16 protein-coding genes are annotated in these 21872 nt (G+C 40.9%); 2 read left to right on the forward strand and 14 right to left on the reverse strand.

Going from position 1 to position 21872, the window contains the following annotated elements; translation table 11 throughout:
• Positions 1-10 precede the first annotated feature (10 nt).
• The 13 genes from BM176_RS01490 to BM176_RS01540 all read right to left on the reverse strand — a co-directional run bounded on the left by BM176_RS01490 (position 11) and on the right by BM176_RS01540 (position 19263).
• A complete protein-coding gene (locus BM176_RS01490) occupies positions 11-3469 on the reverse strand; it encodes a beta strand repeat-containing protein (RefSeq protein ID WP_143097673.1) in 3459 nt (1152 codons plus the stop codon).
• Positions 3470-3591: 122 nt separating this feature from the next.
• Positions 3592-5160 (reverse strand): T9SS type A sorting domain-containing protein, encoded by a 1569-nt coding sequence (locus BM176_RS01495; protein WP_090098851.1) that lies wholly within the window; start codon positions 5158-5160, stop codon positions 3592-3594.
• Between the two features lie 78 nt (positions 5161-5238).
• A complete protein-coding gene (locus BM176_RS01500) occupies positions 5239-7368 on the reverse strand; it encodes a hypothetical protein (RefSeq protein ID WP_143097674.1) in 2130 nt (709 codons plus the stop codon).
• An 84-nt stretch (positions 7369-7452) separates the two neighbouring features.
• Positions 7453-9270, reverse strand: coding sequence for a hypothetical protein (locus BM176_RS01505; protein ID WP_090098855.1), 1818 nt, complete (start codon positions 9268-9270; stop codon positions 7453-7455).
• A 628-nt stretch (positions 9271-9898) separates the two neighbouring features.
• Positions 9899-10195 (reverse strand): hypothetical protein, encoded by a 297-nt coding sequence (locus BM176_RS01510; RefSeq protein WP_090098857.1) that lies wholly within the window; start codon positions 10193-10195, stop codon positions 9899-9901.
• Positions 10196-10409: 214 nt separating this feature from the next.
• Positions 10410-10520 carry a DUF2310 family Zn-ribbon-containing protein gene (locus BM176_RS33085; protein WP_143097675.1) on the reverse strand — a complete coding sequence of 37 codons (111 nt, stop codon included), beginning with the start codon at positions 10518-10520 and terminating at the stop codon, positions 10410-10412.
• Positions 10521-10737: 217 nt separating this feature from the next.
• The gene (locus BM176_RS32335) at positions 10738-10905 is read right to left on the reverse strand and encodes a hypothetical protein (RefSeq protein ID WP_177230265.1); all 168 of its coding nucleotides are present in this window, start codon (positions 10903-10905) and stop codon (positions 10738-10740) included.
• A gap of 30 nt (positions 10906-10935) precedes the next feature.
• Positions 10936-11487: a hypothetical protein gene (locus BM176_RS01515; RefSeq protein ID WP_090098860.1), complete on the reverse strand. Its 552-nt coding sequence runs from the start codon at positions 11485-11487 to the stop codon at positions 10936-10938.
• A 234-nt stretch (positions 11488-11721) separates the two neighbouring features.
• Complete coding sequence (gene leuB, locus BM176_RS01520; RefSeq protein ID WP_090098862.1) at positions 11722-12795, reverse strand: 3-isopropylmalate dehydrogenase; 1074 nt, start codon at positions 12793-12795, stop codon at positions 11722-11724.
• 28 nt (positions 12796-12823) lie between these two features.
• Positions 12824-14347 carry an alpha-isopropylmalate synthase regulatory domain-containing protein gene (locus tag BM176_RS01525; protein WP_090098863.1) on the reverse strand — a complete coding sequence of 508 codons (1524 nt, stop codon included), beginning with the start codon at positions 14345-14347 and terminating at the stop codon, positions 12824-12826.
• A gap of 19 nt (positions 14348-14366) precedes the next feature.
• A complete protein-coding gene (gene leuD, locus BM176_RS01530) occupies positions 14367-14963 on the reverse strand; it encodes a 3-isopropylmalate dehydratase small subunit (RefSeq protein WP_090098865.1) in 597 nt (198 codons plus the stop codon).
• Between the two features lie 68 nt (positions 14964-15031).
• Positions 15032-16441 carry a 3-isopropylmalate dehydratase large subunit gene (gene leuC, locus BM176_RS01535; RefSeq protein WP_090098867.1) on the reverse strand — a complete coding sequence of 470 codons (1410 nt, stop codon included), beginning with the start codon at positions 16439-16441 and terminating at the stop codon, positions 15032-15034.
• A 284-nt stretch (positions 16442-16725) separates the two neighbouring features.
• Positions 16726-19263, reverse strand: coding sequence for an ATP-dependent Clp protease ATP-binding subunit (locus BM176_RS01540; protein ID WP_090098869.1), 2538 nt, complete (start codon positions 19261-19263; stop codon positions 16726-16728).
• 205 nt (positions 19264-19468) lie between these two features.
• Between BM176_RS01540 and BM176_RS01545 the strand changes: the two genes are divergently transcribed.
• Positions 19469-19843: an STAS domain-containing protein gene (locus BM176_RS01545; protein ID WP_090098877.1), complete on the forward strand. Its 375-nt coding sequence runs from the start codon at positions 19469-19471 to the stop codon at positions 19841-19843.
• A gap of 106 nt (positions 19844-19949) precedes the next feature.
• Complete coding sequence (locus BM176_RS01550; protein ID WP_090098879.1) at positions 19950-20858, forward strand: ribonuclease Z; 909 nt, start codon at positions 19950-19952, stop codon at positions 20856-20858.
• Positions 20859-20920: 62 nt separating this feature from the next.
• Here BM176_RS01550 and dapA read toward each other — a convergent pair whose 3' ends face one another.
• Entirely contained in the window at positions 20921-21799 is an 879-nt protein-coding gene (dapA, locus tag BM176_RS01555) for a 4-hydroxy-tetrahydrodipicolinate synthase (protein ID WP_090098881.1), read from the reverse strand.
• Between the last annotated feature and the right edge of the window lie 73 nt (positions 21800-21872).

Consider the following 21872-nt stretch of genomic DNA (forward strand, 5'->3'; position numbering starts at 1 on the left):
AGATTTTGTATTAGTAGTTAATAATAGTGATACTAAATTTACTGTTGTTAGGAAGTGAAGTGGTACCATTTGTATTTATGAACTTGACGGTAACGACACCAGCGGTTAATACATATGCAGCACCAATACCTATTGCTCCAGGAAGTGCTGCCTGAGGACTTACCATAACTGTAGATGTGGTAGTCGCCCCTGCTATATTAAATGTTACCAATAATGGTGTTGTCGTAACAACGTTTGCTGCCCCAGATGTAGTTCCTACTGCCCTGATAACATTTGTAAGAACAGTACCCCCAACTCCCAACTGTACTGTACCTTCCACATCCAGCAATGCACTTGGAGTACTTGTACCAATCCCGACGTTTCCACCGTTCTGCAAGAACAACCTGTAATCTGCCACATTTGATTCTACGAAATTCAACCCGGAACCCAATAGATTCCAATGCCACTTCATAGTTCCGGTAGAATCCTGGAAAGCCAGTACATCAACACCATTGGCCCGAATAACAACCGGATGGCCATTATAAGAGCTTGCACCATTAAAGAGAGAAACAGTCTTAAGCGCATATAGACCTGTTCCTTTTGTACCACGGAAGAGTTCATTATTATTATATTTCAGCACCATAGGCTGATCTACAGTAGTACCCAGGAAACTGGTTGCAGTCGTATTACTATTACCTGTGAAGAGCCAGTTGGTAGCAGCTGTTTCTACTTCAGGCCCCCAGGTACTACTAGCTGCATCCCATTTTAGGATATAATTATCCGTAGGAGCAACTGCAGAAACTCTTCTCCCTTGTAATTCACTGGCATTCCAGATAGCAAGAGAACTATCTGCATATAAAGTACCAGCAGTAGTGAGCTTTATAGAATTGTCCAGAGAAACTTCCTGTACACTTCCTGTACTTGCGGTATATCTTCCCAATAATTTCTGTGTAGTTACATCCTGTATTTTAGCATAAGTAACCGCCTTTGCAGCGATGGTGTTTGCCGCAATAGTACCTGTAACATCACCACCCAAAGCTGAATAAGAAAGTGTAGTACCATTACTGGTCAACACTGTTCCGCTGGCACCGACAGTCGATAAAGCCGTTCCACCTTGTGCGATTGGTACAATACCTGTAATGCTACTAAAAGGAAGTGAAGGAATATCAGCAGCTACCAGTGGCCGGAAAGTTGGTGCTGCAGCAGCACCTGTATTGGGTCCTGCAAATATTGTATTAGCAGTTTGTGTTTGTAATGTAGTCGCAATAGTACCATTTGCAGTAAGCGGAGAACCAGTAACGCTAAAAATTGATGGCATGGTCAACCCTACTGATGTTAAGGTTCCCGTATTATTATCTGTAGCTCCTTCCCATGCAGTACCATTCCATTTTAATACCTGTCCTGCAGTTGGTGCTAATGGAGAAAGTGCTTTTCCTTGTAGTTTACTTGCATTCCATATTGCCAGTGAACTATCTGCATATAATATACCCCCGGTTGTTAGTTTCAGAGAATTATCCAATGAGACTTCCTGTACACTTCCCGTACTCGCAGTATATCTTCCTAATAATTTCTGTGTGGTTACATTCTGTATTTTAGCATAAGTAACAACTCCTGCACCAATCGTATTACTACCACTTGCTCCTGTAACATCTCCTGCCAGTGTAACTGACGGAGTCGCATAAGAAAGTGTAGTACCATTACTGGTCAACACTGTTCCGCTGGCACCAACAGTCGATAAAGCTGTTCCACCTTGTGCGATCGGCACAATACCTGTAATGTTACTAAAAGGAAGTGAAGGAATATCAGCAGCGGTCAGTGTGCGGTAAGCCATACTAGTTCCATTACTAGTTAAAAAAGTTCCATTTGCACCAACAGTAGTTAAATTCGTTCCCCCCTGTGCGATAGGTACAACACCTGTGATGTTACTGAAAGGTAATGCAGGAATATCAGCAGCTACCAGAGAACGGAAAGTTGGTGCAGCTGCAGCACCTGTATTTGGACCGGCAAAGACAATATTAGCTGTCTGGTTTTGCAGGGTAGTCGCTATAGTACCATTTGCAGTAAGCGGTGAACCAGCAACGCTAAAAATAGATGGCATTGTTAAACCTACAGAGGTTAGTCCCACAGTTGGTGTTACATATGAAAGCGTTGTTCCATTACTTGTTAACACAGTTCCATTAGCACCAACAGTAGTCAAGTTTGTTCCTCCCTGTGCGATAGGTACAACACCAGTAATATTACTAAAAGGCAATGAAGGAATATCAGCAGCAGTAAGTGTGCGGTAAGCCATGTTTGTTCCGTTACTGGTTAAAAAAGTTCCGTTAGCACCAACAGTAGTTAACCCTGTTCCTCCCTGTGTAACAGGTACAGTTCCAGTGATCTTACTGAAAGGCAGGCTTGGAATATCGGCAGCGGCCAGCGTACGGTAAGCTATACTTGTACCATTACTGGTTAAAAAAGTTCCATTAGCACCAACAGTAGTTAAGTCCGTTCCTCCTTGTGCGATAGGTACAACACCGGTAATGTTACTGAAAGGTAATGCAGGAATATCAGCAGCTACCAGCGTACGAAAAGTTGGTGTCGCTGCAGCACCTGTGTTTGGTCCTCCCCAAAACGTATTGGCAGCTTGTGTTTGCAATCCGAGTCCAATGCTGCCGTTGGCAGTAAGTGGTGAACCGGTAACTGTAAAAATTGATGGAGCAGTTAAACCTACAGAAGATAAACTGCCGGTATTATCATCTGCCGCAGGAGCCCATGTAGTTCCATTCCATTTTAGTACCTGTCCGGTAGTAGCACCAGCTTGTGCCATCTTAGCACCGGTTACAGCTCCAGCTGCTATCGCAGGAGTAGGATATGTTCCTGTAAGATCTCCACCGGCAGCACCTGTTGGAGGCAATCCCGTCAATCGTTTCTTCCACACTTTTCCGTTATCAATCAGCAATACACTATCTTTTGTATTATCTACCACAATATTAGGCAACAACAGATCCTGATTAGCCGTTAAATTATCGTTGAAAGTTTTTGCACCGGCAAAGGTCTGCGCACCTGTATTAATAAAACCACTATAAGAAGTTGTAGCATCAGGTAGGTTCACAAAATGATTCCCTCCTACGGTGCTGATAGAAGCAGGAGCAGCATTACTCGTAGCAGTAATCGTTTGTACCGGAACGGTAGATCCATTCATAGAAGTAATGGCTTGCCCTTCTGGTATCAGTTTCTGCCAGGCACCATTTGCACGTATACACAAACTGTTGTTTAGCGTAAGGAAGATGATCATCCCATCTGGAGAAGCTTTGATAGTTGCCAGCGTTGTGTCTGTAATGCGTGGTAATAATAAACCCTGCGATTTACTTTCTAATTCGAGCAATGCTGATTTTTGCATTGTACCAGGATTATCTCCCAGCTTTAACTGTTGTGCATTCAACAATGAAGATGACAATAAAAAGAGTGTCAAAAGTTGAACAATGCGTACGTAAAATTTTGTCTTCATAAAAATCAACTTGGGCATTAGTCAGGATATAAAAGAGGAAAATGCGCAGGTTGAAATACCTGCGCTTTTCTTCTATATTTTAAATACGTTCCTTTCTAAGATTATAAAAAACATCATAGGTATCAATGGTCTATCACTATTACTTTACAAACGTAGGCCTGCTTCTTGGTTTCCTTATATGTTAATACCAGGAAGTAAGTGCCTTTAGGCATATCTGTAATGTGTACCTGTCCGTTCTTCACTATATCCTGAGTGCGGATCGGCTGTCCCCATGTATCAAACACCTGCATCACCAGCGTCACCTTTATACCCTTGATATCAACCTTGAAATCACCAAAGTTCGGATTCGGATAAACAGTTACTTTTATTAACGGAGGCACTTCTCTTACATCTGTATACAGGTATCTGCCCGTAGAAGAAACTACCTTAATGCGATAGTAAGTCCATCCGTCGTAGCTATTACTATCTTCATAAAAATAATCCAGGCGGGATGTACTATTTCCTCCAGGTGCTTTGGTAGCAACAGTAGCTATTTTTGTAAATGCAGTTTCATTGTCATACATCCGCTCTATTTCAAAAACAGCATTATTGGTTTCACGGATAGTAGTCCATACCAGGTCTACAAGTGAATATGTTACACGATAAGCATTAAAATGAATGATGTCAGCTGGCAGATAGGAAGTTACAGTTGTAAATTTGGTATAGTAGGAATTCATTCCCAATCCTGACGTAAACCCACGTGCATGCATAGTAGCAGCGGATATCATCGGCTGTGCATTAAGAGTACCAGGACCCATATTATCATTCACACCATTACGAACTTCCCAGGCACCATTTACAAAACGACTGATATAACTTTTATCCCTGTTTGGCACATAATCGATCCCTTCTTCAGAATCCATATGCTGCAATGTGAGGGCAACAGCTCCTGCACCAGCATTTACCTGACCCATATTCCAGGTTTTGTATACTACACTGTCATTAATAGTATTACCGGAAACAGCAAGTTGGTATACACTATCAAATACTCTCGCTTTAAAATCATCTGCAGCGCCGTCGTAGACTACGCCCGCAGGTGCGTAATTAGTAGCAGTAGTACCTATAGGAAATACCAGTGGTCCAGCAGTAGTGGTTACTTTAGCGCGATACATGAATCCACCGGAGCTACCAGTACCTGTAACGACAAAACGCTGATCGTTATAGCCTGTAAGAGTCCCCGAATTATTATGCCCTACCATCAGGTTCCAGCCATTCAGGAAAATATGCCCATTGTTGAAATTAAGTGTGTTTCTTATTTTCAGATCATTAAGATCTGCCAGCAGAATCCCATTTGGGTTAGCTACTTCAAAATTGGGAAAACTCGCACCTGTTTTTGATGCCACGTTATAACCGCCAGCGACTATCTGCTGACCGTTAGTTGATGCAAAGCGGAAAGTACCGCCGGTACCATCTGTACCTGTAGCACTTTCATCATTCAGTAAAGCACCGAACCCATTGGTCCATTGCTTCCCCATGAAATAAAGAATAGAAGACGGGCTTGAACCCAATAATCCATCATTCGTGACATCACCAAAAAACGCTACGTTGCCATAACTCCATACCTTCCCTGCAGCAGGAATATAAGCCGCCTGCTGAGCGAAAGTATTTGTGAAAAAAATAAGGAAACATAATAAGAGTAAATTTCGTTTCATGTATTTATTATGTTTTTACCATATTAAAGTCATTGTTTGTTATGCAAACTTTGATTGTTTCCTTCTCAACATTGACATTTATTGATTAGATGCAGTAACAACCCATCTGGCATCTGTTCCGGAATAAACAAGCGTTACGGTACCAGCACCAGTAGTTGAAATATTTCCGGCACCGGAGGCACAAGTAATAATCATGTTTGCAGCACTACTACTTGCGTTTAAATTTGATATTGTCATACTATTCGAAGTAGTATTATAAAGCGTAACCATTTGTCCATCTACACCAGCCACAATACCTGTAATTGTAAATCCTGCTGTTGGTCCTGTTATTCTTATAAAAGAAGCACTTCCAATAACCATATTATTAATAGTAGGGCCTCCTGAACCAGCCGCGTATGGCGCAGTTGCACCGGCTATTGTTGTAAATGCACCAGAAGCCTTAGTAGTTGCACCAACAGTTACACCATCCAGCGCAGTTGTCTGCTTAATATCACCAGTAGCATTTACTACCAGCGGATTACCTGTACCACTACTCGCAAGATTGACGATACGGATTGCATCATTGTTGGCGTCAATATGTAAGCGTTTCACAGGTGTTGCTCCAGCTAGCCCTATACCAACATTATTATTCTGCAATCGCATGATTTCAGTGGTTGCTGCTGTAACATAATAATAGCTCTTGAATACTATAGGTTCATCTCCATCATCTCCTATAATAAATTCAAAACCTCCATTATTAGCTGTACCTGTTGCACCAAACTCGAAGTAATCAGTACCAGCAGAAGGTCCTTTCATTCTGAAATTACCATCTGAAGTAGTCCACATTTTAGGTTTATAAAAACTCACAGCAGCTGGCACTTCAAACTGCAAAGCAGAACGTACATAAGTTACCTTTTCATCATTATCTGTATAGTCAGTATATGCTTGTACTAAACCAAGAGTCTGCCTGCGTCCGAATTCAAGGAATGAATTGTTATTGGATTTTATCACCATCTTCACATCATCTGTTGTACCCAGAAATTGTGTGCTGGAATTCACTCCCGTGTTCCCTGTTATCAACCAGTTATTAGAAGCTGGGTTACTTGTTACAATCACATCTCCTGTAGCGTTCAAAGCCAATACATTCGTAAGTGGTGATTGTAACGTTGCAGCACCCATTCCCGTTAAGCGTAAGCCGGACAAACCGGAAGCGGGAACTGTTCCTCCTACTTCAAGGGTTCTATTAGGTGTGTTAGTACCTAGTCCTAGGCGATTATTAGTATTATCCCAGAAAAAATTTGTGTTATTCTGAGATACCAGACCACTTGCTCCTATAAAGGGAACAGAACCGGTAGTTAATGAAGGAAGATTCAAAGTTCCACCAATACTACCGTTACCACTAATAGAGTAGTTAGCAGTTTGAGTACCGGAGCTTATATTCTGAATATAACTAGTAGAGCCAGCAGGAATATCCAACGGAACTAATGCCCTAAAGGAAGGAACACCATTCGCAGCAACAGGAGCCGCAAATACCTGGTTCTGAGTTTGTGAAGCAAATGTACCAGTCAGAGTACCTGTAGAAGTAACCGGGCTACCACTTACATTAAAAACAGAAGAAGGTAATGCAAGTGCTACCGAGGTTACTGAACCGGTAGTGGCGCTCTTAGGTAACCATGTACTGCTGGTATTATCCCAGGTCAGTACATCATTATTAGAAGGTATATTAGTAGATATATTACGTCCCTGTAATTGAGACGCGTTCCAGATTGCTGAAGTATTAAGGGCTGAAATAACACCAGCACCAGATAAATTAATACCGGTGCCTGAACTGAAAGCTGATCTGGCTCTTGCATCAGTATAATACAAGTTCGCAGATTCAGGAATATCGTTAGTGGTTAAGTTAACTATGGATGTAGTCATTCCGTTTACGGAAGTAATAGCATTGGTTTCATCAATCAATTTTCTCCAGATACCATTCTTTTTTATATACAATAATTTATCAGGCACGTAGTAAATAAGCATGCCATCTGGTGCTGTGTTTAAAGGTGTCGTTGTATAATCGCTGACACGGGGTAATAATAATCCCTGATTTGTGCTGTTTAATTCTAATAAAGCTGATTTTTCGATCACTGCCGGAGCTATGCCCAACTTCAGTTGCTGTGCCTGTGATAATGAGGATAACAATAAAAACAGACACAAGAGCACTCCACTACAATTCATTGTTCTCATAGGTCGTAATTGGTTTCAAGAAATGTTCACAAAAAGAAAGATTAACAGAAGCGGTGAAAGACCGCTCCTGTTAGATCAAATGTTTTATTTCTTGACAATATACCAGGCACTACCATCTGTTTGCACAGTAATGAAAGTGTAATCATTATAGATCATATAATCAGTACCGGCTACACCACCTTCTATGCTGGCAGCACAAGCTACAGAGATCGGATTGTCAATACCACCAGTACCTATCTTCTTGATAGTGTAGATACGACCATTGATAGCTGCAGTAGGGGTAGGTAATGTTACTGTAAACGCACCACCTGTAGCATTTGCAAGGATGGTATTATCTGTAGCAGTGATTGCATAGGTAGCAGTTACCGATTTGATTGACATTGATACAGAACCTTCTACCTGTAAAGTTGAGTTAGCAACTGTATTAACACCTACTGCAACATTTGAAGCAAAGCTCTTGTTACCTGCAAAAGTCTGGTCAGCTGCAGAAACCACACCTCGTTGAACAGCAGTGTGAGTAGCGTCTATAGCACTCGCATCAGGCAGGTTAAAAGATACTGTTTTAGCAGTACCATCAGCTACGATATTGAAATCTGCACCGGTAGTACCTGCTAAGAATCCAACGTTTGCACCACCTGTTGAAGTAGCACCAGTTGTTATAAACTGTACTGCTGTAGTCAAAGCATCCAGATCAATTGCTTTTTTCTCTACAACATTGGTAGTTGTATTCTTAACCAATACATCATAAGAAGCAGCTGTAGCAGTAGGAACTACTGTACCTAAAGTAACAGCATTGGTTAAAGTAGAAGTACCAGTTACAGTTGTATTACCTGTTACAGTTGCATTACCACCTACACTCAAATCACTCGCTAAAGTAGTAGCACCAGTTACACCCAGTGTACCACCAACAGTTGCAGCACTGGCTACGCTTAATGTACTGCCAAGGGTGGTTGCACCGGTTACATTTGCAGTACCGCCTACCGCAACATTTCCATTGAAGGTCTTATCTCCACCGAAAGTCTGTGCACCAGTAGTAACGATACCATTTTGTGTACCAGTAGCAGCGATTAATTGTATATCATATTTACTAGTACCAGCATTATAAGTAATGACAGCACCATTTACAAGTTCGGCTGCTACACCAGTTATAAGAGCACCTATTGTGAAACCTCCACCAGTAACAAAATTGTTAAATCTTGTCCAGTCTGCAATATTCAGGAAACCATAATTCTTGCCAGCTGCACCATCCATGATAGGCGCATTAATAGTAACCTGACCATCAGCAGCAGTGCTTACATTAAAAGTTGTCTGGGTATTGTCTACATTGGTCAACAGCGCTTTAAAAGCAGATGGAGAGATTTGCTTTCTAATAATTGTACCGGATGCATCGATAAGTAATACATCAACTAAAGCAACATCTGTAGAAGTTGGTACCTGCTTTAACTGAACTCGACCATCAGTCTCTACTCTGATCCCTTCCGTTGCGTTTGCGCGCAAAGAGAGGGCCTGCATGTCGGTAGTACCAACATAATTAATCAGACTGTCAGTTGCTGTATTACCTAACAGGCTCCAGTTACTTACCGCATCTGCTGCACTGGAAATCTTTACCCAAGCACCTGCTTTACGCATATAAATCCCGTCGTTAGCAGGAACACCGCTAGCGAGGTAAACAACCATCCCATCTACAACACTAGCACCTATAGCGGTATTAATAGCTGTAAAATTCGGGAGTCTTGGTAATAATAAACCCTGCTTTTGGCTACTCAGCTCCAGGATAGCAGACTTTTCAATCACAGAAGGATTATCACCGATTTTCATCTGGGCATTAGCCGCAGTTGCCGCCAGGGTAATACCACCGGCGATAAAGAGTGTGCGCGAGGCGTTACGTATAAATACTTTCATAGTATAGGGATAGATAGATTTAATTATTAATTGATTTATCAGATTTGTTTAATATTAACCGTTTTATACAAGACTATTATAGTTCGCCTTAACAAGCCCCCCACTCATTTAAAACAGCCTCACAATTTTCTCAATAAGTTCAGTTAAAAAAGAAGGGGGTCTATATCGTTCACGTATTGTCGCCGTTCGCTAATCTGAAGTATTGTGTTTCAGATTCTTATTATAATTGTATTGCACAAATGTATAATATTATTGAAGTTTATAAAATGACATTAATGTATCATTTTGAAAACCAATACATTTGTATATATGATTGATTACCATTGATTAATAGTAATAATGTAAAAACAGGTTACAACGCAGGTATTAAAAAAAATCATTTTTCCATTGTAAATGATAGAGTTATGTAATATACTCCCTGAATACATCTAACACATTAGTGTTATTATATGAATTGTAAATGACTTGTTAACTGGTATTTTAGTACTTACAGATGTTAAAATAACATCATTATTACTCTTTTAAGTAGAATAGAATAACACGTTTGTAGAAATGGTACTACAAGGGATGAGAGATAATTTCTTTATTAAGTGGGTCTATCATTTAGAAGTCATCAGGTCATCTACTATTAATGTAATGTAGAGAGTACGCATAAAAAAATGAAAAGCGGTAGCAGAATCATAAAGCCTGAAATAGCCATTTGTGCTAAATAAACAGAATTGGACTTCCTTCCAATAGTAAGCATCATCAACGACCTGAAAAGCATGATTAATCCAGCACCTGAACTTACTGCCATAACATATAATAACTGATCAAACCAATTGGAATCTCTATTCACATGATACTCGATATAAATGCCTGCATATGCTAATAAACAGAGAATCGTCAATGTAGTTAGAACAAAGGTTGTATTGTCTTTCATCATGATCTTGAAGTTTTTGAAATAATCTTGCTCCCATTACCGGGCGAACGACATCAGTTTTCTGGCAAGAATCTCTTTCATCTTTCCTGAAAAATAATCTCATTGTTAAACATAGATGAGCTAGTTATAGTGACATAAATATATATTAAAATTAAAACACATAGTGAGAAAAAAGATTCATGATATAGAAAATATAGAGTTAATGTATTTTAATTATTTAGCCGTATTTGATATTATTCTGCATTTCATCACATTTCAAATCAAATTCATCAAATAATTTTTTTTCTAGTTTCCATTCCTTACCACAACATGGGCATTGCGTAGACATATTTTTAGTGTTGTTAGTCAATTATAAATCGGATCTATTATCCTACATCATTTGGTAAATTCATCAACCATGCCAATAACAGAATTAAGGATTCTTCGTGATCACATTCCATTGAAACATTAACAATTACAGGACGACGAAAAAGGGAAATAAATCTTTCAGCTTTTGCATAACCAACAAAAACATTATTTATATAAAACCGGCGAGGTTGTAGACTTTAAAAATGCGTTGTTACTTTATATTCATTCTTTTCATTTATCAGGAAATAATCACCTTCTGCTTTACCAAGATCTATATTCATTCCTAAATCCTGGTATTCAATTTTTACAAACTTCTTAAAAAACTCCAGATTTTGATCCGCTGGCAGTATTACTAATTGCAGCATATTCTGATAAATAATAGGAACATAAAAGCACTAATTCTTTTCTAAATAAGTATTGCTCCATTCGGGTAACAAATACCCTTTTTCTTGTAAGAATTTCAAATAGGTCTTCTTATTTCTGTCATCGAATGGCTCTACACTGACTATTGCATTACTCTGATACTTGCAAAGAAGGTCATATTCTTTACTTTGATAAAATAATTTATACCTGCATGGACTGATGCTGATACTAGTAAAATCATGCTGACTAGTATCATACTGAATAGTGCAATAAAAATAAAATACTTCATCCCATATGAAACGTTCATCATTATGAGTATAATACTTCAGATAAATACTATCACCAAATCCTCGTTCGGGAAGAAGACGTACTCCAAAATCATAAGAAAACGTTCCCGGAACAAATGATCGGTTATCAATTGCACATAACATATCTTTTGTTCGATCCGTACAAGGTTGAAAAACCCAATTATATGTTACCCAAATTAAATATCCCTTTTCCTGTACAATGCCTTCTTTTTTACGTTGGGCAGTTATTGTGAAATTAAAAGACAACAAAATAAAAATCAGGAAACTCTTTCTCATATATTCATTTCATTTTTTCACACAAGTAGAAGGTTTTCAAGGCATAAAAAAGTTCTTTGAAAAAGAAACCACCTTTCGTTTAGCGCCTTTATTTCTCAATATATAAATATATGTTAAAATTAAAAGCTATCTAAAATATCTATAAATCATAACACTTAAGGGTCATAAAAACAGCAAAAAAAATCCCGGGACAATGCCCGGGACTTTCTTAAAAACAATTTTATCAACGATAACTTAAATAAACTTCAGCACTTCTTCTCCCATTGCCACTGTACCTAATATTTTATCGGCAGGTGTTTGAGAATTGGCAATATCTCTTGTACGGAAACCGGCTTTTAACACTTTATCTACCGCACTAATAACAGCTTCCGATTCCGCCTTCATATTAAAGGAAATGTCCAGTAGCAATGCAGCAGATAAGATGGATGCTAATGGATTAGCCACTCCCATACCAGTAATATCGTGGGCTGAGCCATGAATGGGTTCATATACGCCTGTACCGTCGCCTATTGAAGCAGAGGCCAGCATACCCATAGAACCGGCTATCTGTGATGCCTCATCGGTGAGAATATCACCAAACAGATTTGCTGTAACTACCACATCAAAACGACGCGGATCTTTTATCAGTAGCATCGCTGTAGCATCTACAAACTGGTGTTCTACTTCTACATCAGGATATTCAAGGGCTACTTTCTGTACTACTTCTCTCCATAACCTTGATGTTTCAATTACGTTTGCTTTATCTACAGAACATAATTTCTTTCTTCTGGTCCTGGCAGCGTCAAATGCTTTCCGGGCAATACGCTCTACTTCATAACGGCTGTATTCAGCAATATCGTAAGCAGTGTCTCCATTATTTTTCCTTCCCTTTTCACCAAAATAAATATCACCTGTCAGCTCACGGAAAAATAAAATATCAGCGCCTTTTAATATTTCCGGTTTGATACTGGAAGCCTCCAGCAATTCATCAAACAATTTAATGGGACGAAGATTAGCATACAATCCCAATTCTTTGCGCATTTTCAGCAAGCCCTGTTCCGGTCTTACTTTGGCAGAAGGATCGTTATCGTATTTGGGATGGCCTACAGCTCCAAATAATACCGCGTCTGACTTCCGCATCTTTTCAAGCGATTCGTCCGGTAAAGGGTTCCCTGTAGCCTCAATAGCCACATGTCCAATCAATGCTTCATCGTAGGTAAATGTATGCCCAAACTTTAAAGCTATTTTATCTAAAACTTTTTTACCAACTGCTGTTACTTCCTGTCCTATTCCATCGCCTGGAACAATTAAAATATGCTTGGTTGCCATTCGGTTATTTATTGAATTGAAGAATGTCTTATATTAAATTCAACATTTTTTGTGTTGCCTTTATTGCTGATACAGTCTGATCACTGTCAAGCCCCCTTGTTTTAAATTCTTTCTTGTTATAGCTCCAGGTAATAATAGTTTCGCATAAAGCATCACTTTTACCTCCTGGTGGTATACGAACAGCATAATCTACTAACGTGGGCAATTCCTGCTTCTTTTTCTTATACACCTTTTTCAACGCATTCATAAAAGCATCGTATTGTCCGTCGCCTTGCGCATGCTCTTCAAACAGTTCACCATTAATAACAATTTCCAGTGTTACTGACGGTCTGAGCATTCTTGCATGAGTAAGCACATAGTTCTCTATCCTCACCTTATTCTCAATCGTATTACTGTCCAATATATCGGAGATGATATAAGGAAGATCCGCCTGAGTAACTACTTCTTTCCTGTCGCCTAATTCAATGATCCGCTGTGTTACTTTTTTCAGATCCGGTTCGGAGAGCTGTATGCCCAGTTGCTGCAAATTGTTTTCAATATTGGCTTTACCGCTTGTTTTACCTAAGGCATATTCACGTCTGCGGCCAAAACGCTCCGGCATCAGGTCACTGAAGTACAATTTATTCTTTTTGTCACCATCAGCGTGGATACCGGCTGTTTGCGTAAACACATTCTCTCCTACTACCGGTTTATTGACCGGGATACGAAAACCGGAAAACGTTTCTACCAGTTTGCTAACAGTATATAATGATTCTTCCACCACTGTGGTTTTTACAGAAGGCATAAAATCATTCAATACAGCAATTGCACTGGCTAATGGCGCATTACCGGCTCTTTCGCCCATACCATTGATAGTAAGATGGATCCCACGCGCTCCTGCTTTTACTCCTTCAAGAACATTGGCAGTGCCCAGATCGTAATCATTATGTGCATGAAAATCGAAATGAATATCCGGATAACGTTGTACGATTTCTGAAATATATTCATACACTTCCGAAGGAATGAGCACCCCTAAAGTATCTGGCAGCATGATCCTTTTTACAGGCAGATGCTGTAAAAAATCCAGGTATTGAAAAACATATTCTTTGGAATGGCGCATACCATTGCTCCAGTCTTCCAGATACACATTACACTCCAATCCTTTTTTCTTTGCCAGCGCAATAACAGCAGCTACTTCCTCAAAATGCTGTTCAGGTTTTTTCTTTAACTGATGTGTTAAATGATTAAGGGACCCTTTCGTAAGCAGGTTCATTACTTTTGCCCCTGCTTTCTGCATCCATTGTACAGAAACATCTCCATCAACAAACGTCAGTACTTCTACCTTGTTTAAAAAACCATTTGCCTTAGCCCATTTGGTAATTGTTTTTACGGCAGCAAATTCTCCTTCAGACACACGGGCCGACGCAATTTCAATCCTGTCCACTTTTACTTCGGTTAGTAAAAGCTGAGCAATCGTCAATTTTTCAATTGGCGAGAAAGAAACACCGCTGGTTTGTTCACCATCACGGAGAGTGGTGTCCATTACTTCAATATAACGCTGGGGAGTTGACATAATAGTTCTGAGCTATTTTTTAGTATTTGCTTTTTTCAGCAAATAATTGAATTTCACTTTTCATGGCCTGCAGATAATCGATATCATCATAGCCATTTGTCATGTTATGTTTTTTATAGCTATTGATGTCAAATGATTCGCTTTCTCCTGTTGAGAGGATGGTAATCTTTTGCTCCGGAAGATTTACTTCAAGTTCTGCAGCAGGGTTTGCTTCAATAGCAGTAAATATCTTATCTAAAAATACTGCGCTTACCTGTACGGGTAATATGCCGATGTTTAGAGAATTGTTTTTGAAGATATCAGCAAAAAAACTGGATACTACACAACGGAAGCCATAATCATATATGGCCCATGCAGCATGCTCACGGCTGCTACCACTTCCAAAGTTTCTGCCACCTATTAGTATTTTACCTGAATAAATAGGATTATTCAGCACAAAATCTTTTTTCTGTGATCCATCTGTATTATAGCGCCAGTCGCGAAACAGGTTATCGCCAAAGCCTTTACGCTCGGTTGCTTTTAAAAAACGGGCGGGGATGATCTGGTCAGTGTCCACATTTTCAATCGGCATTGGAACCGCTGAACTCTTTAATACTGTGAATTTATCGTAAGCCATTTTTTAATTGTATCGTTAATATTTTATGTTTCACCCCGGAAGGGTGTCTGATCTCAAAAGATTGATTATCAATCAACCAATAATGCTCTCGGGTCTGTTACAACACCGGTTACTGCTGCCGCAGCTGCCACTAAAGGACTTGCCAGCATTGTTCTCGCACCAGGGCCTTGTCTTCCTTCAAAATTCCTGTTGCTGGTGCTCACCGCATATTTACCTGCAGGAATTTTATCGTCATTCATAGCCAGGCAGGCAGAACATCCGGGTTGACGAAGTTCGAATCCTGCTTTAGTCAGTATATCCAATATCCCTTCGTCTTTAATTTGTTGTTCTACGATATGCGAACCGGGCACTATCCATGCTATAACGTGATCTGCTTTTTTACGACCTTTCACAATAGATGCAAATGCACGGAAATCTTCGATACGTCCGTTAGTACAGCTACCGATGAATACATAATCCACTTTTTTGCCAAGCATCTCTTCTTCCTCATGAAAGCCCATATATTCGAGCGACTTTTCATAACTGGCTTTACTACCACCGGCTTCCGCTGCAACAGGGATATGTTTGGTGATCCCCATACCCATACCTGGATTGGTACCGTAAGTGATCATAGGTTCTATATCCGCAGCATCATAATTATATTCCAGGTCAAAACCTGCACCTTCATCTGTTTTCAGAGTTTTCCAGTAGGCAAGTGCTGTATCCCAGGCAGCATCTTTCGGTGCTTTCTCCCTACCTTTGATATAGGCAAAAGTAGTTTCATCCGGTGCAATCATACCACCGCGGGCGCCCATTTCGATGCTCATATTACAAACAGTCATACGGCCTTCCATACTCATGTTCTCAAATACATCTCCGGCAAATTCTACAAAATAACCGGTAGCACCTGCTGCAGTCAATTTAGCAATGATATAGAGTACAACGTCTTTAGGAACAATGCCTTTACCCAGCTTACCATTTACTTTAATGCGCATTTTCTTTGGCTTGGGTTGCATAATGCATTGGGAAGAAAGTACCATTTCCACTTCGGAGGTACCAATACCAAATGCAATAGCGCCAAAGGCACCGTGAGTAGACGTATGGGAATCACCGCAAACGATTGTCATACCTGGAAGGGTAATACCGTTTTCAGGACCTACCACATGTACGATACCATTCTTTGGATTACCTAAACCCCAATGCGAAATGCCATATTTGGCCGAATTCGTTTCCAATGCTTTCAACTGGTTGGCAGAAAGAGGGTCCTGTACAGGCAGATGCTGATTGATGGTAGGCGTATTATGATCGGCCGTAGCAAATGTTTTCCCTGAAAACATTACTTTAAGACCACGGCTCTCCAAACCCAGGAATGCTACCGGGCTGGTCACCTCATGGATAAAATGACGGTCTATAAATAGTACATCAGGACCATCTTCAATTTTCCTGACCACGTGGGCATCCCATACTTTGTCAAATAATGTAGCTGGCTTCTGGCTCATTTATCATAATTTAAATGTGAGTGTAAAATTCTTAAAATATATCCAGATAATCACCATTTTATCTGAATTATTTCTAAGTACAATGGGAATACTTTACAATTCAACGACACATGAATTGGAATATGGTCTTCCTTAAGCATAAAATTAATTTATAATTTAGCTTTTTGTTAACATATAAGCCTCAGAATATTACTACTAAAGTGCTATAAATGAGGGCAAAAAAAATCCCGGGACATTGCCCGGGACTTCTTTCAAAACAATTTCTATCAACTATGGCTTACTGTTTATGCTTCTTTTGTTTCAGAAATACTATTCCTTTCTTCTGAATTTTTCAAAGTAAAAACCAGTTTCTGATTTTCCTTGTCAAGATTAGCGATCAGAATATCTCCGTTATGAATGTTCATATTCAGTATCTCTTCAGCCAAAGGATCTTCCAGGTATTTCTGGATGGCCCTGTGCAGCGGACGGGCGCCAAACTGATGGTCGTAACCTTTCTCTGCAAGGAAACCTTTCGCTTCTTCTGTCAGTTCAAGGCTAAAGCCCAGATTTTCAAGGCGTTTCAGTACACTCTTCATGGTGATATCTATGATAGTATAGATATGATCCTTTGAGAGGGAGTTGAATATGATCACGTCATCGATACGGTTCAGGAACTCAGGAGAGAAAGTACGTTTCAGCGCTTTTTCAATCACTGACTTGGTATTTTCATCTTCGTTACCAGATTTAGCGGCGGTGGTGAAACCAACACCTGCTCCGAAATCTTTCAACTGACGTGCTCCGATATTGGAGGTCATGATAATCAGTGTATTCTTGAAATCCACTTTACGGCCAAGACCATCGGTAAGGATACCATCATCAAGCACCTGCAGCAGGATATTGTAGATATCCGGATGTGCTTTTTCAATTTCATCCAGCAGGATCACGGAGTAAGGTTTACGGCGAACTTTTTCAGTCAGCTGACCACCTTCTTCATAACCTACATAACCTGGAGGCGCTCCGATCAAACGGCTCAGGGAGAATTTCTCCATGTATTCCGTCATATCAATACGGATCAGTGAATCTTCGGAATCGAACATGTAGCGTGCCAGCGATTTAGCCAGCTCGGTTTTACCCACACCTGTTGGTCCGAGGAATATGAAGGTACCGATTGGTTTCTTAGGATCTTTCAACCCTACACGGTTACGCTGTATAGCTTTGGTTACTTTGCTGATTGCGTCATCCTGTCCAACCACTGCACCTTTCAGGTCATCCCCCATACGGCGCAGCTTCTCGGTTTCAGCCTGTACCATCCGTTTTACCGGGATACCGGTCATCATGCTCACTACTTCAGCAATCGCTTCTTCATCAATTGGGTAGCGTTTGTGTTTCACTTCTTCTTCCCACACAGCTTTTGCACGTTCCAGGTCTTCACCCAGTTTCTTTTCAGTGTCACGTAAAGCAGCCGCTTCTTCAAAGCGCTGGCTCTTCACTACTTTATTTTTTTCCTGCTTAATATCCTCTATCTGTTTTTCCAGTTCAAGGATATTAGTAGGTACATTGATATTCTTCAGGTGTACACGGGCTCCTACCTCATCCAGTACGTCTATCGCCTTATCGGGCAACAGGCGGTCTGTCATATAACGATCGCTCAGTTTCACGCAGGCATCGATTGCATCTTGTGAATAGCTAACGTTATGATACTCTTCGTACCGGGGTTTGATGTTGTTGAGGATCTGAATGGTTTCGTCTACAGTTGGAGGTTCTACCATCACTTTCTGGAAACGACGGTCTAATGCACCATCCTTTTCAATGTACATGCGGTATTCATCCAAAGTAGAAGCACCAATGCACTGCAGTTCCCCACGAGCCAGTGCCGGTTTGAAGATGTTGGAAGCATCCAGCGAACCGGAAGCACCACCAGCACCAACAATTGTGTGGATCTCATCAATGAACAATATCACATCCCGGTTCTTCTCCAGTTCATTCATAATAGCTTTCATCCTTTCCTCAAACTGGCCACGGTACTTGGTACCAGCCACCAGTGCTGCCAGGTCGAGGCTAACCACGCGCTTGTCGAACAGCACGCGGGATACCTTACGCTGCACAATGCGCAGTGCCAGGCCCTCTACGATAGCGGTTTTACCCACTCCCGGTTCCCCGATGAGGATTGGATTATTCTTTTTACGGCGGGACAATATCTGCGATACACGCTCAATTTCCTGCTCGCGACCCACAATTGGATCTAAGCTGCCACTCTCGGCCAGCTTGGTGATATCCCTGCCGAAATTATCCAGGACAGGGGTCTTAGACTTTGTATTAGTTTGTTTCGCTTTTGAGGCAAAGCTTTTGCGTTCATCTTCAAATTCTTCCTCTCCAGGATCATCAAACTCTGCTTTGGGATCAGCAGATTTTACAAAGCCCAGTTCGTTTTTAAAAGTGTCGTAATCCACGTCAAACTGTTGTAAGATTTGTGTACAAACGTTTTCTTTATTCTTGAGGATAGAAAGCATTAAATGCTCTGTTTCTACAGTAGGGCTTTTCAGCGCCTTTGCTTCAAGTACGGTTACCCGTATGACCTTTTCTGCCTGCCTTGTGAGCGGGAGACTGTTGATATTGGCAATGTTTTTTCCTGTCTTGTCTTTAACCGCCAATTCAACCTCCTTACGCAGTTCATAGAGGTCTACATTTAAAGCCTGCAGAATTTTAACAGCTGTCCCTTCCCCCTCTCTTATAATGCCTAGCAGCAGGTGTTCTGTGCCGATGAAATCATTCCCTAAGCGAAGAGCTTCCTCCCTGCTAAACGAAATTATCTCCTTTACTTGCGGTGAAAAATTCTGGTCCATTGTGAGAATATTAAATTATTAAAACCCTTACGGGGACTTGCTTATACAATATTAGCAAATAATTTTGATTTACCTTTACCATCACACGTTAATAGTATAAGTATATAACTGAGTGCTGATTAGATTGTGTGAAGTAAGAAGAAGGCTGTTTTTTGGCAGGATTCCAGATTACTTATTTACTAATTTATAAAACAAAATCTTGCTAATGAAATTCAAAATTGATACCAAAGAAAAAATACTGGTGATAAGTCCGGAAATTAGTGAGCTAAATGCTAATTTGTCAGCCTCCTTCATAACAGAAATCACCGGTTTACCCGATCTGGAAGAGCGTAATCTCATACTGGACATGACATTAGTGGAAAAGTCCGACGATGCTGGAATACAAGCCATATTAACAGTCTATCACCAACAGTATGACAGAGGTCTCTCCTGCGCATTAACAGGTCTTAACAGCACTTTAACACTTCTTGTAAAAGAAGCGGACGAATCAGTATATAACCTTGCCCCTACTATGGCAGAAGCGATAGACCTCGTTATGATGGAAGATCTTGAAAGGGAATTGATGCAGGACGAAGAGTAATTTTCTGCACATACTACCAGATGCCAACATTATTCCCAAATGTGGAATTAATGTTCCATTCTACGGAAAATGAATCCTGATTATGTAATTATTTTTATTTTAGGGCATGTTTGCGGTAACCATATTAGGTAATAATTCAGCTATCCCCACGTTAGACAGACATCCAACGGCACAGATAGTCACATGTAATGATCAGTTGCTGCTCGTTGACTGTGGTGAGGGCACCCAGTTGCAAATAGCCCGTTACAAAATAAAAAGAAGCCGGTTAAGGTACATTTTCATCAGCCATCTGCATGGAGATCACTACTTTGGACTGATAGGCCTTCTGAACAGCCTTAGCCTGTTGGGCAGAATCGATCCTTTAACCGTATATGCTCCACCGGAGCTGGAAACCATCCTGTTACTCCAGCTGGAATGTTCCGGTACCACTCTCCATTTTGAATTACAGTTTGTTCCGCTGATCGCAGAGAATCAAGGTGTTATACTCGAGGATAAAGAACTCCGTGTTAGCTTCTTCCCTACCCGGCACCGTATTCCCTGTTATGGTTTCATCATCGAAATGCAGAAACGGAAGCGGAAAATTATCCCGGAACAAGCCAGGGCATATGAAATCCCGGCTGCTTATTTCTCGCAATTGCAGGACGGCGCTGATTATCAACGCAAAGACGGCCTGCTCGTTAAAAATGATTGGGTAACCCTTCCACCGCCACTGGGTAAACGCTATGTTTATTGTGCAGATACAATCTATACAGAAGATCTTCTTCCTTTTGCGGAGAAAGCAGACCTGCTTTATCATGAAACAACGTATCTCAATAATCTGGCAGAAAGGGCCGCAGAAAGATATCACAGCACCAGTGTGCAGGCAGCTACCCTTGCTCTGAAAGCGGGGGTAAAACGCCTCATAATCGGGCATTTCTCATCTAAATACACAGAACTCGAACCTTTCCTGGAAGAAAGCCGTCCTGTATTCCCGGATACAGATCTGGCCATAGAAGGTGCTACTTATATCATATAACGAAAAATCCCCGTCCGGGCATATAACCAGGACGGGGATCCGTATTTTAAGACACTTACTGTCTATTTGTAATTCTTCGCAAACGTAGCGATCCGGCTTCTCAAACCTTCACTTACCGGTACCACTGGCAAACGCAGTACATTTTCCACAATACCAGCCCCATTTAAGAACGCTTTTGGACCAGCCGGGTTATTCTCTTCAAACATGAGATCAAACGCTTCCTGGAGCTTATTATTCAATTCACGGGCTACCGGATAATTGTTCTCCAGAGCAGCTCTGACCATTCCGGAAACGTCTTTTGCATAATAATTGGCCCCTACTGAGATCAATCCGTCCATACCACAGGCTATTTGTGCCAATGCCAGGGCGTCATCGCCACTCACTACCAGGAAATCTTTTGGCTTATCCCGGAGTATCTGCATGCACTGTATCATATCTCCGCTCGCTTCCTTCATAGCCACTATATTGGGGACCTCATGCGCCAGCCTAAGTGTGGTCTGTGCAGTCATATTACGTCCCGTACGACCAGGTACGTTATACAGAATGATCGGCTTCGGAGAAGCTGCAGCGATTGTTTTATAGTGCTGGAAAATACCTTCCTGGCTAGGTTTGCTGTAATAGGGTGCTACGCTGAGTACCGCTGCCGCTTCATCCAGCGGGCAGGTTTCCAGGCGCTTCACCACATCGCGGGTGTTGTAATCTCCAATACCCACTACGACAGGAACCCGTTTACTTACTTTTTCAAAAGTGAATTTCATAAGATCCAGCTTCTCATCTGCGCTGAGAGTGGGAGTTTCACCAGTGGTACCAAGGGATACTATATAGTCTACCCCACCGGTAATCACATGATCAATCAATTTTTCCAAAGCATTCCAGTCAATGCTTTCATCTTTTTTAAAGGGCGTAACCAGTGCAACACCGGTGCCTCTTAATTGTTCCATATCTTATAAAATTCCAGATAACAAATTCCAAAATTGCACCTCTTCACTCAGAAAGAGCTGCAAAGATGGTAAT

Origin of the sequence: Chitinophaga sp. CF118, from assembly GCF_900112615.1 — a bacterium.
In the GTDB taxonomy this organism is placed as follows: Bacteria; Bacteroidota; Bacteroidia; order Chitinophagales; family Chitinophagaceae; genus Chitinophaga.

Excerpts from the sequence above, each read along its gene's own strand:
- BM176_RS01490 (WP_143097673.1), bottom strand. The coding sequence starts at position 3,469 with ATGAAGACAAAATTTTACGTACGCATTGTTCAACTTTTGACACTCTTT.
- BM176_RS01495 (WP_090098851.1), bottom strand. The coding sequence starts at position 5,160 with ATGAAACGAAATTTACTCTTATTATGTTTCCTTATTTTTTTCACAAAT.
- BM176_RS01500 (WP_143097674.1), bottom strand. The coding sequence starts at position 7,368 with ATGAGAACAATGAATTGTAGTGGAGTGCTCTTGTGTCTGTTTTTATTG.
- BM176_RS01505 (WP_090098855.1), bottom strand. The coding sequence starts at position 9,270 with ATGAAAGTATTTATACGTAACGCCTCGCGCACACTCTTTATCGCCGGT.
- BM176_RS01510 (WP_090098857.1), bottom strand. The coding sequence starts at position 10,195 with ATGATGAAAGACAATACAACCTTTGTTCTAACTACATTGACGATTCTC.
- BM176_RS33085 (WP_143097675.1), bottom strand. The coding sequence starts at position 10,520 with ATGTCTACGCAATGCCCATGTTGTGGTAAGGAATGGAAACTAGAAAAA.
- BM176_RS32335 (WP_177230265.1), bottom strand. The coding sequence starts at position 10,905 with ATGCTGCAATTAGTAATACTGCCAGCGGATCAAAATCTGGAGTTTTTT.
- BM176_RS01515 (WP_090098860.1), bottom strand. The coding sequence starts at position 11,487 with ATGAGAAAGAGTTTCCTGATTTTTATTTTGTTGTCTTTTAATTTCACA.
- leuB (WP_090098862.1), bottom strand. The coding sequence starts at position 12,795 with ATGGCAACCAAGCATATTTTAATTGTTCCAGGCGATGGAATAGGACAG.
- BM176_RS01525 (WP_090098863.1), bottom strand. The coding sequence starts at position 14,347 with ATGTCAACTCCCCAGCGTTATATTGAAGTAATGGACACCACTCTCCGT.
- leuD (WP_090098865.1), bottom strand. The coding sequence starts at position 14,963 with ATGGCTTACGATAAATTCACAGTATTAAAGAGTTCAGCGGTTCCAATG.
- leuC (WP_090098867.1), bottom strand. The coding sequence starts at position 16,441 with ATGAGCCAGAAGCCAGCTACATTATTTGACAAAGTATGGGATGCCCAC.
- BM176_RS01540 (WP_090098869.1), bottom strand. The coding sequence starts at position 19,263 with ATGGACCAGAATTTTTCACCGCAAGTAAAGGAGATAATTTCGTTTAGC.
- BM176_RS01545 (WP_090098877.1), top strand. The coding sequence starts at position 19,469 with ATGAAATTCAAAATTGATACCAAAGAAAAAATACTGGTGATAAGTCCG.
- BM176_RS01550 (WP_090098879.1), top strand. The coding sequence starts at position 19,950 with ATGTTTGCGGTAACCATATTAGGTAATAATTCAGCTATCCCCACGTTA.
- dapA (WP_090098881.1), bottom strand. The coding sequence starts at position 21,799 with ATGGAACAATTAAGAGGCACCGGTGTTGCACTGGTTACGCCCTTTAAA.